The 16,726-nt window shown below is 38.3% G+C and carries 13 protein-coding genes; 8 read left to right on the top strand and 5 right to left on the bottom strand.

What is annotated here, in order from left to right; all coding sequences use genetic code 11:
- Window positions 1-59 precede the first annotated feature (59 nt).
- Complete coding sequence (locus tag KHA95_RS07525; RefSeq protein WP_213136851.1) at window positions 60-1,025, top strand: N-acetylglucosamine kinase; 966 nt, start codon at window positions 60-62, stop codon at window positions 1,023-1,025.
- A gap of 122 nt (window positions 1,026-1,147) precedes the next feature.
- Here KHA95_RS07525 and KHA95_RS07520 read toward each other — a convergent pair whose 3' ends face one another.
- Window positions 1,148-3,619, bottom strand: coding sequence for a glycosyl hydrolase family 18 protein (locus tag KHA95_RS07520; RefSeq protein ID WP_213136850.1), 2,472 nt, complete (start codon window positions 3,617-3,619; stop codon window positions 1,148-1,150).
- Window positions 3,620-3,998: 379 nt separating this feature from the next.
- On the opposite strand from KHA95_RS07520, the gene KHA95_RS07515 reads away from it, so the two are divergent.
- From KHA95_RS07515 to KHA95_RS07505, 3 genes are read left to right on the top strand one after another with little or no spacing between them, the layout of a single operon-like run.
- Window positions 3,999-4,970 (top strand): GNAT family N-acetyltransferase, encoded by a 972-nt coding sequence (locus KHA95_RS07515; RefSeq protein WP_213136849.1) that lies wholly within the window; start codon window positions 3,999-4,001, stop codon window positions 4,968-4,970.
- Window positions 4,971-4,973: 3 nt separating this feature from the next.
- Window positions 4,974-6,023 carry a serine hydrolase domain-containing protein gene (locus tag KHA95_RS07510; RefSeq protein ID WP_213136848.1) on the top strand — a complete coding sequence of 350 codons (1,050 nt, stop codon included), beginning with the start codon at window positions 4,974-4,976 and terminating at the stop codon, window positions 6,021-6,023.
- A 20-nt stretch (window positions 6,024-6,043) separates the two neighbouring features.
- The gene (locus KHA95_RS07505) at window positions 6,044-7,210 is read left to right on the top strand and encodes an anhydro-N-acetylmuramic acid kinase (RefSeq protein ID WP_213136847.1); all 1,167 of its coding nucleotides are present in this window, start codon (window positions 6,044-6,046) and stop codon (window positions 7,208-7,210) included.
- A gap of 48 nt (window positions 7,211-7,258) precedes the next feature.
- Here KHA95_RS07505 and KHA95_RS07500 read toward each other — a convergent pair whose 3' ends face one another.
- Complete coding sequence (locus KHA95_RS07500) at window positions 7,259-8,992, bottom strand: ABC transporter ATP-binding protein (protein WP_213136846.1); 1,734 nt, start codon at window positions 8,990-8,992, stop codon at window positions 7,259-7,261.
- A 219-nt stretch (window positions 8,993-9,211) separates the two neighbouring features.
- Between KHA95_RS07500 and KHA95_RS07495 the strand changes: the two genes are divergently transcribed.
- Window positions 9,212-9,784, top strand: a complete 573-nt coding sequence (locus tag KHA95_RS07495) for a TetR/AcrR family transcriptional regulator (protein ID WP_213136845.1) — start codon at window positions 9,212-9,214, stop codon at window positions 9,782-9,784.
- Window positions 9,785-9,863: 79 nt separating this feature from the next.
- Window positions 9,864-12,101 (top strand): YhgE/Pip domain-containing protein, encoded by a 2,238-nt coding sequence (locus KHA95_RS07490; RefSeq protein WP_213136844.1) that lies wholly within the window; start codon window positions 9,864-9,866, stop codon window positions 12,099-12,101.
- 139 nt (window positions 12,102-12,240) lie between these two features.
- Here the strand turns inward: KHA95_RS07490 and KHA95_RS07485 are convergent, their stop codons facing one another.
- The 3 genes from KHA95_RS07485 to KHA95_RS07475 are packed head-to-tail and all read right to left on the bottom strand — an operon-like array spanning window position 12,241 to window position 14,992.
- On the bottom strand, window positions 12,241-13,050 hold the full coding sequence (locus KHA95_RS07485; RefSeq protein WP_213136843.1) for an ABC transporter ATP-binding protein: 810 nt from the start codon (window positions 13,048-13,050) through the stop codon (window positions 12,241-12,243).
- Window positions 13,050-14,045: a FecCD family ABC transporter permease gene (locus tag KHA95_RS07480; protein WP_213136842.1), complete on the bottom strand. Its 996-nt coding sequence runs from the start codon at window positions 14,043-14,045 to the stop codon at window positions 13,050-13,052. The genes KHA95_RS07485 and KHA95_RS07480 overlap by 1 nt, the downstream gene beginning before the upstream one ends.
- A gap of 2 nt (window positions 14,046-14,047) precedes the next feature.
- Window positions 14,048-14,992, bottom strand: a complete 945-nt coding sequence (locus KHA95_RS07475) for an ABC transporter substrate-binding protein (protein WP_213136841.1) — start codon at window positions 14,990-14,992, stop codon at window positions 14,048-14,050.
- Between the two features lie 380 nt (window positions 14,993-15,372).
- Here KHA95_RS07475 and isdC (KHA95_RS07470) point away from each other — a divergent pair, with 380 nt between their 5' ends.
- On the top strand, window positions 15,373-16,074 hold the full coding sequence (gene isdC / locus KHA95_RS07470) for a heme uptake protein IsdC (RefSeq protein ID WP_213136840.1): 702 nt from the start codon (window positions 15,373-15,375) through the stop codon (window positions 16,072-16,074).
- 24 nt (window positions 16,075-16,098) lie between these two features.
- On the top strand, window positions 16,099-16,725 hold the full coding sequence (gene isdC / locus KHA95_RS07465) for a heme uptake protein IsdC (RefSeq protein WP_213136839.1): 627 nt from the start codon (window positions 16,099-16,101) through the stop codon (window positions 16,723-16,725).
- Window position 16,726: the final 1 nt, after the last annotated feature.

Raw genomic sequence — 16,726 nt, 5'->3', positions numbered from 1 at the left:
TGGGCTAACTCATTTTTAGAGTTGGCTTCTTTCCTATGGGGCAATTGGGGGGATTATTTATGTATGTGTTAGCAATTGATGGTGGCGGAACAAAAACAAAAGGTGTGATCGCAAATGAGAATGGTGACATTATTGCAGAAGTAACGGTAGGTGCCAGCAATCCCAACAGTGTTGGAAAAGATGATTTGCGGAATGAGTTAACGACACTATTCAGTAAGCTGAAAGAACAGAGCAATATGTCGATTTTTCAGATTAGCCGGGTATTTGCGGGTATGTCTGGTGTGGAACATCCAACAGCGAGAAAAGAAATGCAAATATTACTCTCTTCAATCATCGCCGACAGGATTCCGATTACGGTAAACAATGATGCGATTACTGCATTGTATTCCGGAACATTCGGAGAACCAGGAATCGTTCAAATTGCCGGAACTGGATCGATTACGTATGGGATCAATAAAAAAGGAGAGCTAGATCGAGTCGGTGGTTGGGGATATTTGCTAGGCGAAAAAGGAAGTGGGTATGCCCTTGGAAGCCAAGGATTAGATGCCGCTTTTTCAGCTTATGACAAGCTTGGTGAGGAAACGATGCTAGTGAATCAGATTATCGATCATTTCCAAGTTCGAGCCTTGCCTAATATTATTCAGCCCGTTTATCAAGCGAAGAATCAAAAGGAAATCATTGCATCAATAAGTAAGCTTGTAGTAGCAGCAGCTGATCAGGGAGATCCTGTTTCCTTGGCGATTATTCGGCAAAATGCGCTGTATCTTGGTGAGTCCATTTCATGTCTAATTAAAAAGTTATTTACGGACAAATGGAACGAGGAGCAGATACAAGTAGTATTAACGGGTGGTCTCTTTAATAGACTTGATCTATTGCAACATACGATGAGAGAGGTTTTCCAAAAGAATCATATTCAAGCAGAGCTGATTATTCCTAAAGTGGAACCAGTTATCGGAGCAGTTGTGGCGGGACTTATAGAGGAAGGAATTGGGATTAGCCAGATTAAACAAAATTTTAAAGCTTGAAACTACCGATAGAAGAAAGGTGTCAAAAAGTCGATTATTCAGACTCCTTTGACACCCGATTTTGTATAAATAATGACTGGAAATCTTTTTATATTTTTAAATTGTGATATTTAATGCATATTTTAAGCTCGTTTCATACGTCTATAATTCCAAATAGCTATTGCAGATGCAATAAGCAATGTCAGGAAGCCGATCAGCATCCAATTATAGATGGAGCTCGCTGTATTCGGTAATTTTTTCCCTTGTTCCTGTTTAGTATGATCTGAATGAGTTGTTTCCTCATTTGTATTTTTAGATGGATCATTTCCTTGACCTGATTGATTGTCTTTATCGTCTTCTAAACCTTCGGAAGGCTTCTCAGAATCATCGTCCGAATCTGAGTCATTGTTATTATCATCTGTAACAGGTTCTTCGGATTCGTCTTGGTCACCATCGGGATCATTATCCGAATCACCATCCGTATTAGGCTCATCCGTACGAACAATTGGATCTTTTAGAATCGTATACAATGAATCTAGTAAATCATTTCCATGATCTTGACTAATCTCCCAAATCATTGCCCCGCCGAGCCCTTTTTCCCGAATGTATTGTGCTTTAATGGCAATTGACTTTTCATCATCATAGCTAATGAATTTGGATATATCTGGGTTAAATAAATATGGTGTCTTTGTTCCTTCATCCCAATACCGAACATAGCCATTGTTTAAATAATCATTTAAGATGATCCGGTTATAAGTAACAGAACCACTGCCAATATATTTTTGACGTAATCCATTGTTCTCGTTAGATTGTACGTCATATGTGTAGCCATAGAAAGGTACGCCCATGATGAGTTTCTCTTTAGGCACGCCGGCATCCAAATAAGCTTGAACAGCTTTATCAACGCTCCATGTTTTTCCGTTATCATCATATAAAGGTGCGTTCAAATCAGCTAATTCTTCCCAAGGACCGTGTATGTCATACGTCATCACTTGAATGTAATCCAAATATTTTTCAGTAAGACCAAGTTGGGTATTCGCTACATAGCCGGTATTTGCAGCTCCAGCGATTGAAAGGGAATAACGGACTCCATCTTTTTCGCCTTGTTCATCTAACTTTTCACGCAATGTTTTTAGCAATAATGGAAAATGATCATAGTCATCCGGATTCGGATATGTGCCCGGACCACCGCCAGTAACAGGGTATTCCCAATCTAGATCAACACCATTAAAACCGTGAGTGACAATAAATTCGACAACACTGTCTGCAAAAGTGGTTCTTGCTTCTTCATTCGCCGATGCTTCAGAGAAATTCGCAGATCCACCCCAGCCGCCTATTGCAATCGTTGTTTTTAAGTGAGGGTATTTTTCCTTTAACTTAGCTAACTCTGCAAAATTTATCGGATCATTTACAGGATCACTCATTTTTATTTTTAAATCACTTCCGATTAACCCAAAGGCGTAATTAATATGTGTTAATCTTGAAGCGTCTATATCATGCATTAAGTCGTATCCGCTTAAAGTGGACCAACCAGCAAGATAAGCGATCACATAATTTGCCGGTGGTGTATCGGCATCTTCCCATGTTGGCGGTATCACACCTTCAATGACATTATCAATGAGTAAGACCTTTGTCACTGTTGCTGTTTGCCCATATTGATCAACAGCCGTAGCCTTGATAATTACATTGCCCTCGGGAGCCGAAGTTGTATCATATGAAATGGTATATGTATCCCCATCTTTGCTCACTTGTGTAAACTGCCAATAATCAGATTCTGGTGCAGCATATGTTTTGACGGCAAACATAACATCTTCAACGCTCGGATCTTCAGCAACTACTGATAGTTGAATCGTCCCAGAATAACCTTGGCTTCTTGGGCTAACCCCATTTGGTTCAGGAGCTTGAATTTCACTTATCTTTGGGAAAGTCGTTGGCGTTTGCTCGCCAGCGGTTAATACGTTGATCGTATTATCATCAATGGAAACATTATTATAAATATCCTTTGTTTTTACCCTAAACAAATATTGTGAGTCTGCTAATAAGCCGTTCACTGTATATGAGGTTTCTGTTGTTTCGGCTATTTTCTCGCCATCTTGGAAAATTTCATAATTAAACGTCTTTGTTGAGCTAGATGGATTCCATGCTAATTCCACTTGTTCGTCGGTTTTTGAAACAACTGAAAGCATTTTAGGTGATTCTGGGTAAGTAGGAGCGGAATAATTTGCAACGAATACATTACGTGTAATCGTTTCTACCTCTTTTGAACTATATTCAATATCCATCCGTAATGTATATTCTCCGTCAGGTACCCAAGGATCACCGGTTCCCCAAGTCCATGAAAAAGGTTCTTTTGATATTGGTGCGTAAGGATAATAATTCTCATCAGGTTCGTTCACTGCTTTTGCCAAAAACGTAATTTTATTAACTGGTTTGTCCGCAGGTGGGACAGCGGTAATGATCGGGCTTCCTTTTACAGAATTTCCCCCTTCATCAATTGTCGTAACATCAATTCGTGCCTCAGAATCGTTTTCAGCAGCCATCGATAAGTGAGTAGTTTGGAAAGCGCTACCAAAAATAAAAATTAAGACGAGTAGTATTTGGAACAGCTTAGACACATTCATCCGACTCCTTTTTCATTTCTATCAAATCTGTGGCAAACAGAAAGACTTCCCTCCTTACTATCTACAACGAAGATATTTTAATTTGCTAGATTGATTCCGAAGTAGTGTGCCACGATTTCAAATAAAGTGTACCATTGATGAATTTTTATTTCAATAATATTTTGAATAAATAAATTATTATTTCAATAAAATATTTTAACGAATAAATTTAGTTTTTGATAAAATATCATTTTACAATTAAGGTTGATTACGTTACAGTAAACCTATATAAAGTTAAATTACGGATTTTCGTTATTTAGGATGCATATAAAGGGGTGAATAGAATTAAAGATTGGAACTGAATAGCGAAGAGTCGTGTATAAAGGAGTAATTGATGCGATATTTAAAATGGAACTATAATAGATTGAAAGAGTTAGTTGATTTATGGAATCGGGAATTAGGAGCTTCCTTCCCAATGAGGAAAGAATTATTCGAACAGAATAGTTTTCAAGATACGAACATTTGTCATCAATGTTCGCAAATGGTAGTCGACCCAGATCGTAATGAAGTCATTGGATTTGTAATCGTAAAAAAATGGCAAGATGCGATTGATGTTGGGATTGGAAAAAAGACAGGGTGGATTCAAGCCATGCTTGTTGATCAGAAATATCGTAATCGAGGAATTGGAACAACATTATTGGAGCATGCTGAAGCGAGTTTAATTGAAAGCGGTGTCAATCGCATTTTGCTTGGCAAAGACACATCCCATTATTTTCCGGGTATTCCATCAGAATTTACTTATGCTGCAAAATGGTTTGAAAAAAGGGGGTATGTGAAAAGTGGCGAGGAATACGATTTGGATTGCTTTTATGAAATCGACCGTCAAGTTGTAATTCCTGCAAAAGAAGGAGTAGAAGTTTCCTTGTTAGATAGGAATGAAAAACAACTGTTTATAACATTTTTAAACCGAAGTTTTCCGGGAAGATGGGAGTATGAAGCGATAAAATATTTTGAGCATGGTGGAGATGGGAGGGAGTTTGTCATCCTCAAAAAGAAGGGGAGAATCATTGGTTTTTGCCGAATAAACGACTCTTATTCACCTGTTATTGCGCAGAATACTTATTGGGCTCCGTTATATGAAGAAGCCGTTGGCGGCATTGGTCCACTCGGGATCGATGCAAATGAACGGCAATATGGATATGGCCTTTTTATTGTACAAGCAGCGGTTGCCTATTTAAGAAAACGTAATATACAACGGATTATTATCGATTGGACGGGGCTGGTTTCATTTTATAATAAATTAGGCTACCAAGTATGTAAACGTTATGATTCGTATCAAAAACATGTCGAGTGTAAAGGGGAGTAGAGATTGCGGAACAAAGTGCTTTCTATTATTCAAAAGGAGATTGATTTAAACCATATTCCAGGAGCGGTTATTACTGTTAGTTATCAAGGGAAAATCATCTTAGAAGAAGCAATTGGACATTCTGCTGTTTATCCGAAAAAATCGGCAATGAAAATGGATACGATATTTGATCTAGCTTCATTGACAAAAGTCGTTGCCACTTTACCGATGCTATTAAAACTAATTGATCATGGAGACATTTGGCTCGATGATCCCGTTTCTTATTTTATACCTGAGTTTGCCCAACAAGGCAAAGAAGCAGTACGGTTACGTGATCTTTTGACACATACATCTGGGCTGCCTGCGCATATTCAATACTATTTAGAAGACTTGTCAACAGATGAAGTCATGCAAAGAATTTATAATCAGCCACTATTGTACGAAACTGGAAGTAAAGTCGTTTACAGTGATTTAGGCTTCATTACGTTATATAAAGTAATCGAAGTGGTGACCAAACAAAAATTTGAGCAATTTGTTCAATCAGAGCTTTTTACACCACTAGAAATGTTTGAAACAGGGTTTAACCCATCTTTTCCAAAGGAACGATATGCCGCGACTGAATATAGCGAAAAGTTAGCAAGTTATAAGCAAGGGACTGTTCATGACGATAATACGGAATTGATGGGCGGGATAAGTGGACATGCAGGATTATTTTCGACAATACGTGATTTACAAAACTATGCAACAATGATAGAAAACAACGGTATATTTAAAGGGAAACGGGTTCTATCAGAAGCAGTGACCGAGTTGTCTAAAAGAAATTATAGCAGATTTGATCAAGAACATCGCGGTTTGGGGTGGATTTTAAAAAGCCCAACCTTATCTTCTTGCGGAGATATATTTTCCGATCAATCCTATGGACATACGGGTTTTACCGGTACAAGCATTTGGTTTGATCCGACGATACAGTTACATATGATTTTATTAACGAATCGAGTGCATTTTGGTAGGGAACCTAATTATATTATGAGGCTTAGACCAAGATTACATAATTTGATCCGTTCCTATTTTTAAGCTTGGGGGGAGAGGTTGGAATGCAGCAAGAGTATGTCGTTGGGTTAATGTCAGGTACGTCATTGGATGGAATTGATGCAGTGGTAGTTGAAATAATCGATGAAAATGATCAGATAGACATAAAACAAGTTCATTTTTTATCTTTGCCATATTCTGAAGCGCTTAAAGAAGAATTAATGAAGTTATGCGATCCAAATCGGGTACGTGTGAATGATATTTCTTTGATGAATATGTTTTTAGGTGAGTTGTTTGCAGAGGCAGCAATCGAAGTAATTAAAGCGTCGGGTCTTGAACGGAATGATATTTTATGTATTTGTTCCCATGGTCAGACCATTTTTCACCAACCTGATCCGATTGAAATCGATGGTCGTCCCATCATATCCACACTTCAAATCGGTGACATTAGCGTTATTGCTGAAAAAACGGGTATTATGACCATCGGTGATTTTCGCACACGTGATATGGCCGTAGGTGGACAAGGCGCTCCATTAGTTCCATATACTGATTTTGTATTGTTTGCCGATCAAGAGATAGGTAGAGTGCTTGTGAATATTGGTGGAATTTCCAATATCACTGTTTTACCGAAAGGCAGTAGGGAAGCTGATGTAGTGGCCTATGACACTGGGCCAGGAAATATGATTATTGATGCTTTTACAAAGTGGGCAACGGATGGCAAGCAGTCATATGACCGAGATGGGGCAATAGCAGCGAGCGGATCGATACATAAAAATTGGCTTGAGCAGTTATTAAAGCATCCATATTATGATCTCTCGGCACCGAAAAGCACTGGGAGGGAATTGTTTGGTCTTGATTATGCCAAGGATTTGTGGCAACAAGCGGAAAACTTAGGAATAAAGGATGCTGATAAAATAGCTACCGTTACGGAATTGACGGCGAAAAGTGTTGTGATGGAAATAAGAAAGCAGGCAAGAATCGTTCATTTAAAAGAAGTGTTAGTCAGTGGAGGGGGCAGAAATAATCAAACATTGATGCAAAGAATGTCCCATCATTTATTAGGTACGGAGATAGAAGTGAGGGGTGTGGAACAATCTGGCATTAACGCGGATGCAAAGGAAGCAATTGCATTTGCCCTGCTCGGTTACCAATGTTATAAAAAGCAACAAAATAATTTACCAGCAGCTACTGGTGCGACTAAAAAGGTTGTTATGGGAAAGATTGCATGGTAAATAAACAGCCTTTACTATATTCGTAAAGGCTGTCTTAATCTAGAATGCTTATGTCAACTGCTGCTCAGCAAATTGGCGATATAATGGATGTGTAGCGATTAATTCTTGATGGGTGCCACTTCCAGTCACTTGGCCATTTTCGATGAAAATAATTTTATTTGCGTCAACGATCGTTGATAATCGATGGGCAATTACAAACGTTGTCCGCCCTTCCATCAGCCTCGATAATGCTTGTTGAACGACACTTTCTGATTGGCTGTCAAGACTTGCTGTTGCTTCATCCATCATCAATATTTTCGGATTACGTAAAAAGGCACGGGCAATGGCGATTCTTTGTCTTTGTCCACCAGATAATTTAACGCCACGTTCTCCTACTTCTGTATCCAGTCCATGAGGAAATGTTTTGATAAATTGATCGGCATAGGCCATTTTTGCTACTTCCCATAAACGTTCGTCGTCGATGTCATTTTCATTTTCCAACCCGTAACATAAATTTTCACGAATTGTTCCGGCCATCATTGCACTATCTTGGGAAACATAACCAATTTGATTGCGCCAAGCTTTGACTGATAATTGGCGGATCGGAGTGTCGCCGATCAAAATTTCACCAGCAGTTGGTTCGTAAAATCGTTCCAACAATCCGAATAACGTCGTTTTACCTCCACCGCTTGGTCCGGCAAATGCGATCATTTCTCCAGATTGGGCGGTGAAAGAAATCTGCCCTAATACAGGCTCTTCCTCACTATAAGCGAATGATACATTAGAAACATGTATCGATTTATTTGCGATGTCAAGGCTAAGTCCGTCTTGCCCTTCTTCCAATTGCAGTTCCAGAATGTCAATGATTCGCTCTGTTGCGCCTTTTGCTTTTTGTAATTGGGTAAAAAACATGGCAAAAGATGTAATCGGCATAATAATTTGGAAAAGATAAAGGAGAAAGGCAATGAGTGAACCGGTCGACATCGCTCCGCTTGCTACACGCATCCCTCCATAGCCAATGATTAATACGATGACAAGCATAATAACCAGTTGCATAATTGGTGCGATTAAGGCGAAGATTCTCGCTTCCTTTAGACCGAAAGTGAGTAGTTTATTAATCCCAGATAATCCTCTTTTTTCTTCCGTTTCTTCGGCAGTTGATGCTTTCATTAAACGGATTTCACCTAGAGTTTGTTGGATATTTCCTGTAAACACAGCTGTTTCATCTTGTAGTCCACGTGATATTTTCGCCATTTGACGGCCAAGCGGAAACATAACGAGCAATGTTAATGGTACGGCAATTAACATTAATAAAGTCATTTTCCAATCCATAATAAATAAAATGACAATCGCTCCTATAATAGAAATGATCCCTGTGATGAACTGAGGAAAATGTTGAGAAATTAATTCTCTTACAATACTTGTATCATTCACGACACGACTAACGGTTTCGCCACTCGATGTTTGATCATAATAATTAACAGGTAATCGAACGAGCTTTAACCACATACGCTCACGCAGTCGAGCAACAATCTTTTGTCCGACTACGGTTAGTAAGTAAAGGGCCAGTCCGCTAATGATCGCTTGGATGATAAAGGCAACACCAATAGCGATGATGAGTGGAATACTTAATGTTGATAAAGAAAAGCCATCTACTAAGTTTTTTGTAAGAATAGGAACAACTAAACCAGCAAGTGTTGTAATGAGACTAGCGATCAAGCCAATCGTTAAGCTTAGCTTTGGAATTTTTGCTGATAAAATAAGAGTGATAAAAGGTTTAAGGTCATTTGGCTGTTTTTTCATATAGTAAACTCCTTGTTTAGTAATCAATTGATACGTTAAGCATAAAACTACTCTAAAGCAAAGCGCATAGATGATCAACAGCTATAAAGAAAAAAACTATAAATGTGAATCTCCTCGAAGAACTTCTTGTTAATTTATTTTAATTATGTTAATATACGAATGTAAATAAAGTGACTGAATTAGTATTTTGGTCATTCGCTTGATTGGGGGGATAAAAACATGTCTGTTGATCGAAGACAGCTTATTATTGATGCGGCAACAAAATCTTTTTCATTATTTGGTTATAAAGCAACGACGATGGATCAAGTGGCTAAATTAGCGAATGTTGGAAAGGGAACGATATACACATTTTTTAGTAATAAAGTGGAACTGCTTGATGAGATTGTAACTTCTTTAATTAAAGAAATGAAAGCAGCAGCCGAAGAAACGATTCGAGATGACCAATCTTTTTATACCAATGTGAATCGGGCGATCTATCGATTATTAGCCTTTAAAAATGAGCATCAGCTTACAATTAAGTTATTCCATGAAGAAAAGGAAATTGGAACACCAGAAGTAATCGAAGTGATGGCAAAGGTGGAAAATGCGATCATTCATTATATTAAAGAAAAAGTGCAGGAAGCGATTGATAAAGATGAAATTAAAGATTGTGATCCTGAAATGACAGCCTTTATTATGCTAAAACTGTATATTACTTTCGTTAATGACTGGGAAAAAAATCACCAACCATTATCGAAAGAAGAAATCACTTCTCTATTTGAATTTTATTTGTTTAGGGGATTATCAAAATGATGATCCATTATTTTTTAACAAAAATGACCAATTGAACAAAGTGGTCACACGGTGTAATTAAGGAAGGAAAGGGACGAAGATGAAAAATACGTTATTTTCAGCCGAGTGGAAGGCGATATTCAAAAATAAAAAACTACTTATCCCACTTATCGCTATTATGTTCATTCCTGTTTTATATAGTGGAATGTTTTTATGGGCATTTTGGGATCCATATGATCGGCTCGCTGATTTACCAGTTGCGGTGATAAATATGGATGAAGGAGCGGAATTCGAAGGTGAACAGTTACAGCTTGGCGATGATTTAGTTGACAAATTATTGGAGAATGATCAATTTACGTTCGATATTGTTGATGAGAAGCAAGGTTATCGAGATTTGGAGAAACAAAAGTATTATTTATTAATTGAAATACCGAATCAATTTTCTAAAAATGCGACAACATTATTAGATGAAAAACCTCAAAAGCTTGAATTAAACTATATTCCGAATGAGAGCTTTAATTTTCTTTCAGCGCAAATAGGTGAAACAGCAGTTGAGAAAATTAAATCAGCGGTAGCGAAGGAAGTATCCGCGACATACGCAGAGACGATGTTTGATAAAGTAAAAGAAATGGCAGATGGATTTGAACAGGCAAGCGATGGTGCTCATGCGTTAAATGAAGGCGCTCTGGAGCTATCATCGGGTTCTGACCGTTTATATGAAAATCTAAATCAACTTGCCTCGAAGTCACTTGAATTTAATCAAGGCATGTCACAGGTGCAAGCTGGGATAGAGGAGCTAGCAAAAGGAACGAATGAGCTTGCGAACGGTTTAGGGCAGCTTGTTAACGGGCATGAGCAAATTGTTCAAGGCGCGCAAGCAGCTAATGATGGAGCCACGCAATTAACAAGTGGGGCCAAAAGTTTAGCCGAAGGATTGCAGCAAACGGAAGGTTCAACGGAGAAACTAGTTACGGGAACGGGACAAATCAAAGCTGGCGCTGATCAATTAACGAGCAAATTAGGCGAGTTCCAAAGTGGAGCAGGGCAGGTAGCCGAAGGGGCAAATGCTTTGCATGATGGCATCTTACAAATGAAATCACAGCTTGCGGGGATCGATGAGAAGCTTTCAGCATTGCCTATTCCAGATGAAATGAAACTCGCGCTAGGAAATCAATTGAAGGCGGAGCTTGAAGCAGGTATTGAAAAATTGGCCGCTGGAAGTGCAAGTGTTGCTGATGGTACAAAACAACTTGAAGCATCTGCTGGTGAGCTTCAAGCCGGAGCGGGTACGATTGCAAATAAGCTTGCGGAAGTAAATGCCGGGCAAAAGCAGCTAACATCTGGATTAAGTCAATTAACCGTTGGCTCCAATGAATTAGTCGCTGGCGTTTCAAAGCTTGAGGATGGTCAATCACAGCTAACAGAAGGGATATTAGTCTTCGATCAAAAATTGCGTGAAGCCAATGCTGGCGCAGGAAAGCTTACAACTGGCGCATCACAACTTGCAGGAGGCATTGATACGCTTGCGGATGGCTCAAATCAATTGAGTGACGGTAGCCGCCAGCTTGCAGATGGATCAAGTGAGCTAGCAAAAGGAACGAAGAAGCTGGTAGATGGCACAAATGAAATAGATGAAAAACTGAGTGAGGCAGCGAACCAATCAAGTTCCGTTCATGCCGATGAGCAGACGTATGATATGATTGGTGAACCAGTAAAGGTTGAGAATAAAGGAATTAATCATGTACCAAACTATGGAACCGGATTTGCACCTTATTTTCTCTCACTCGGATTATTTGTTGGGGCGCTTTTAATTACAATCGTATTTCCGCTCCGTGAGCCTGCAAGTCAACCGAAAAATGGATTTGCCTGGTTTTTTGGGAAGTTTGGTGTAATTGCGATTGTAGGCATTATCCAATCATTATTGTCCGTTGCAATTATGCTATTTGGACTCCAGATGGAAGTTGAGAGTATTCCACTATTTATTATTACAACCATTGCAACGAGTTTATCGTTCATTGCGCTTATTCAATTTCTAGTTACATTGTTTGCAGATCCGGGACGTTTTATTGCGATTATTATATTAATCTTGCAATTAACGACAAGCGCAGGAACTTTCCCGCTTGAACTCATTCCAGCTGGCTTGCAGCCATTTAATGCGATGTTGCCGATGACTTACTCTGTGCAGGCGTATAAAGCGGTGATTTCAAGTGGTGACTTTAGTTATATGTGGAAAAATATTAGTATTTTAAGTGCTTATTTAATAGTGTTTATCGGATTAACGATAGGTTATTTCCAATTTAAATTTAAAAGGCAGTTTGGATATAAGGTTAGTGAATAAACTGCTGCTCATTCTCTCTTTCGATAAAGAAGAATTATAACATAAAGATGAACCTCCCTTAGATGCAAGGGAGGTTCATTTTTTGTGTATACCATTAGAGGGAGGCAATAAGGACATTGTATTCCATTTCCGTGCATGTCTAGAGTGTTGATGGCACATTGTTTCTTGCTTTTTTCCTTGTTGTTTGTGGGATAATGATTGGAAACCCCTCTTTAAATAAAATTTGTGCATTGATTTCATATACTTTATGCAAGAAATTCTCTGTTAACAATTGCTCTGGGAGCCCATGATCGACAACTTTACCTCGTTTCATTGCAATCATATAATCGCTATATGAAGCAGCCTGCTGTAAATCATGCAATACCATAATAATCGTCATTTTATATTGTTCATTTATTTGGAGAAGCAATTCCATTAGCTCGTATTGATGAGCGATGTCTAAATAAGTGGTTGGTTCATCTAAAAGTAGGATATTTGTCTTTTGTGCTAAAGCCATTGCGATCCGAACCTTTTGTTGCTCGCCCCCTGAAAGACTATAAAATAGACGGTCTACATGTTTTTCTGTATTCGTCATTTTCATGACTTCATCAATAATCTTTTCATCTTCTTCATTTAACCGATTTGATAAAAAATGTTTATGGGGAGATCTTCCAAACGAAATAAGCTCTCTAACTGATAAATTCGGCAACATTCCTTTTGACTGAGGCAGCATGGCCAGCGATTTAGCAAATTCTTTTGTTTTGTAATCTCTAGTGTGCTTGCCATGAACGTAAACAGTGCCGTCGTCTGCAGCGATTAATCGACTTATCACTTTTAATAAAGTTGATTTTCCTGAGCCATTCGGACCGACAATAGAAGTGATTTTCTCATTCGGAATGGAAAGGGAAATCTGATCTAATTGAAACGTCGCTACCTTTAATGAAATGCGTTCCGTCTGAATCGCTGTCATTATAATATTCTCCTTCGTCTTAATAAAATTAAAAAGAATGGTGCACCTATACAAGCGAGTAGTATCCCTACTGGCAATTCAATCGGATCAAACCAAGATCGGGCAATGGTGTCAGCGAGTACGACCAATGTTGCCCCTCCTAAAATACTAAGAGGTAGTAAAAATGTATAGTCTTCCCCAATGAGTAATCGAATGAAATGAGGTACAACTAATCCGACGAACCCAACAAGACCAGCGACACTAACGGCCACACCTGCTAATAATGAAGCGAGAATAATAAGCATAAATCGCTGGAATTCAACTTTTTGACCTAATAGTTTAGCTGAATCATCTCCTAACAACAGAACATTTGCCGGTCTAATCGCCAGAAAGGAGAGCAAAAGACTTACGATAGCATAAGGCGCCATAAATTCAAGATGATACCAGCCTTTTCCAGTTAGTCCCCCAGCAAGCCAAGGTAAAACAGCTTGAACACGCTCACTATAAACGACCATAATTCCATTCATAACGGCGCCTAGCAAAGCGTTAATCGCGACACCAGCTAAAATGATTTTAACAGGTGATGTACCTTTATCCCAAGCGAGTAAATAAATCGCTAGTGATGTAAGCAGTGCTCCTAAAAAAGCTGCAATCGGTAATAAGTAACTATATTGTGGCAACATGACCATTGTAATAATGGCAGCTAGCCCTGCCCCAGAAGAAACACCGATGATTCCCGGGTCAGCTAACGGGTTTTTCATTACCCCTTGTAAAAGTGCTCCAGATGCTGCTAAACATCCCCCGACTAAAAGTCCAATCATCACTCGTGGGAGTCGGACATCAATAATAATTTTTTGATGAACGGTTGTTCCTTTTTGAAAAATAACATCCCATATTTCGGATAGTGAAATAGAGATCGGTCCATATGTTAATCCGTAAAATGTAACGATTAGAAGTAAAAAAGGTACAATTATTGAAAGATATTTTCGTCGTAAGCTTCTAGTTTTGGTCGTCATATTTATTCCTTCACATCTTGAAGCAATTCATGAAGATAATCAATTGCGTCTACGACTTTTGTCCCTGGATTCGTACCGAATAAATTCGATGGTAAAATAATAAAACGATTATTTTTTACGGCATCAAGCTCTTTCCATCCTGCTGTTTTGGACATATCCTTTATAAAACTATTTTTTACTTCTTCTGGATTTCCGTGACTCATTAATAAAATCAATTGCGGATTTGCTTCAATGATTCTTTCCGTATTTAATTGGGCATATTGAGGATACATTTCTAATCCTGGATAATCACTCGCAATATTTTCCCCACCAGCCATTTCTAATAAATTTCCACTTAGTGAATTAGGGAGGGCTGCCATATTTGTCCCTGGTGCACCGTAAACTAACAATACTCGTGTTTTTTGCATTTGTTGTTCAGATTGAATGTTAGCAATTTTCTCATCGATTGTATGTATCAGTTCTTCGGCTTTTTTATCTTCGTTTAGTAACTCACCGAAAAGGGCAATTTGTTTTTTTATATCATCGACAGAATTAGCACTCGTTAGTACCATTTCCGATCCGATGCTTTCGATCGCTCGTACATCATTTGCGTTCATTGGATGATTGCCTAATACAACATCTGGTTCAAGTGACGTAATTTTTTCGAGGTCGACTTGATGTGTTGAACCGACTTCTAATGCCCCTTCCACTTCTTTTATCAGCGTATCTCCAGTAGGGCGGCCGACAACTTCTCGACCTAAGGCATAAATAATATCTGTTTCACCATTTCCGAGCGTAACGATTTTCTTCGGTATTTGTTTGAAAATAATCGTACGATCTGAGAAATCAGTAATTGAAATAGCATTCTCATCTAATGAATTTTCAGCATTCATTTCGTTAGAAGGTTGACTACAACCAACCATTCCGAACATTGAAATAACTAATAATAGAAAGACAACTCGTTTCATCATTTAATCCTCCTGAAATATATAATTGAGAATTTATCTCAATTATTATTATGATAATGAAAATCATTATCAATGTCAATGAAAGAGAGTTTAAATAAATAAGATAGAAGTCTATAAGAAAAAAGTAGCGAAATTAAAGTTGACAAGCCGTTTTTTTAAGATAATATAGTAGTTAAACACCACTGATAATGATTCTCATTATTACTTGTGTTGAAATATAGCAGTGGTTGTTTGGAGGTGAAAGCCAATCACGAGGAAATTACATAGAAGTAGACAAACAAAGGGGTTTGAGTATAGATCGGGGGGAATAGCTTATTTTTTTTGCACCTTACTGAGAATGAATTTCAATGTCAACTATATAGCTGTTAGGAGGGAAGTGAGTGCAGCAGAAAAATATCCGAGCAATGAGAATTGCGATTATATGTTTGTATATGTTTACCCTGTTTTTTATGCCGCAAGGGAAAGTGTTGGCACAGTCAGACTTGGATAGCTTAGAAGAGGGAGCCTATTCAATTGACTATGTAATTTTACACGCTCAGACGGAATCTGTATCAATTGCTAATGATTATTTCGAAAAGCCTGCCACATTATATGTAGAAGATGGAAAGAGGTATATTCAATTTCCACTTAATCATAGTGAGTGGACAAAAGAGCTTCAATCGCCATTCGGTGACACTTTTGTAGATGTTGTCGTGATTAGTGAAGATAAAGAGGCGAATACTCGAGTCGTTGAATTTGAGCTTGACCGTGATTTATCCGAACCACTTGAATTTAAAATGCATGTGTTAATCGAATCAATGGAACCTGTATATGATCACCGTTATACTGTTCGATTCGATTTTGATCCGACAAGTATCGAACGGTTGGAAAATGCTGAGCTTAGAAGCGAGCAAGTAAGAGTTGAGTCTGTTGCAGCCGAGAAAACTGAGGACCAAACAGAGAACCAAACTGAAAATCTAGCCACGCAGGATGAAAATAAACAATCAGAGAAATCAAGCGGGATCTCGATTACAATGGTTGTCGTTTTATTACTTGCGTTAGGTGTATTTATTTTTGCTCAAGTAAAAAGATCAAGTAAATAGAAAAATATATGAGGAGAATGTTAGATGAAAAGTTTGCTAAGGAATGTGGCTTCACTATTATTCATAATTGTCGTTTTTTTCAATCTTACTCAGTCGCAATTTGTTAATGCAGCATCTAAATATGCTGACGGGGAACATAGCCTTCCGTTTACTGTCTTAAAAGGGGATAGCGATGAACGATCAATGACAAATGACTACTTAGTGTCACCTGCTAAGTTAGTTGTAAAAGATGGAAAAAATCTCGTTCAAGTCACGTTGAAAAATAGTTCATGGTGGGAAGATTTTTCGATTCCATCTAGTTCAATCTCCGTGTTAAGCGATAGCAATGATACGCGTGTCGTACAATTTGAAGTGAAAGATTTAGAGCAAATTGTTGCAGCGAAAATTCATGTAATTGTTCCAGATATTAATTATGACAATAAATATGATGTTCGCTTTAAGTTTGATCCATCCGGCTTAGCTTTAGCTAACACCAACACGGGAGATAAGCAAACATCAACAAATGAAGAAAGCGCGAGCGGTGAAAAGGCAAGCGATAGTAAAAAAGTTGAAGAAAATCCACAAACAGGGGATCAAGCACAGATTTTATTACTATCATTGATGCTAATCGGTGCAACCGTCTTTTTAGTTCGTAGAATGAGAACAGAATAAG

It is taken from the genome of Bacillus sp. FJAT-50079 (assembly GCF_018343515.1).
Taxonomy (GTDB): domain Bacteria; phylum Bacillota; class Bacilli; order Bacillales; family Bacillaceae_C; genus Lederbergia.
The sequence above is the reverse complement of the archived record's forward strand: the minus strand, read 5'-3'. Positions and strand labels throughout refer to the sequence as shown.

Excerpts from the sequence above, each read along its gene's own strand:
- KHA95_RS07525 (WP_213136851.1), top strand. The coding sequence starts at position 60 with ATGTATGTGTTAGCAATTGATGGTGGCGGAACAAAAACAAAAGGTGTG.
- KHA95_RS07515 (WP_213136849.1), top strand. The coding sequence starts at position 3,999 with ATGCGATATTTAAAATGGAACTATAATAGATTGAAAGAGTTAGTTGAT.
- KHA95_RS07505 (WP_213136847.1), top strand. The coding sequence starts at position 6,044 with ATGCAGCAAGAGTATGTCGTTGGGTTAATGTCAGGTACGTCATTGGAT.
- KHA95_RS07500 (WP_213136846.1), bottom strand. The coding sequence starts at position 8,992 with ATGAAAAAACAGCCAAATGACCTTAAACCTTTTATCACTCTTATTTTA.
- KHA95_RS07495 (WP_213136845.1), top strand. The coding sequence starts at position 9,212 with ATGTCTGTTGATCGAAGACAGCTTATTATTGATGCGGCAACAAAATCT.
- KHA95_RS07490 (WP_213136844.1), top strand. The coding sequence starts at position 9,864 with ATGAAAAATACGTTATTTTCAGCCGAGTGGAAGGCGATATTCAAAAAT.
- KHA95_RS07485 (WP_213136843.1), bottom strand. The coding sequence starts at position 13,050 with ATGACAGCGATTCAGACGGAACGCATTTCATTAAAGGTAGCGACGTTT.
- KHA95_RS07480 (WP_213136842.1), bottom strand. The coding sequence starts at position 14,045 with ATGACGACCAAAACTAGAAGCTTACGACGAAAATATCTTTCAATAATT.
- KHA95_RS07475 (WP_213136841.1), bottom strand. The coding sequence starts at position 14,992 with ATGAAACGAGTTGTCTTTCTATTATTAGTTATTTCAATGTTCGGAATG.
- isdC (WP_213136839.1), top strand. The coding sequence starts at position 16,099 with ATGAAAAGTTTGCTAAGGAATGTGGCTTCACTATTATTCATAATTGTC.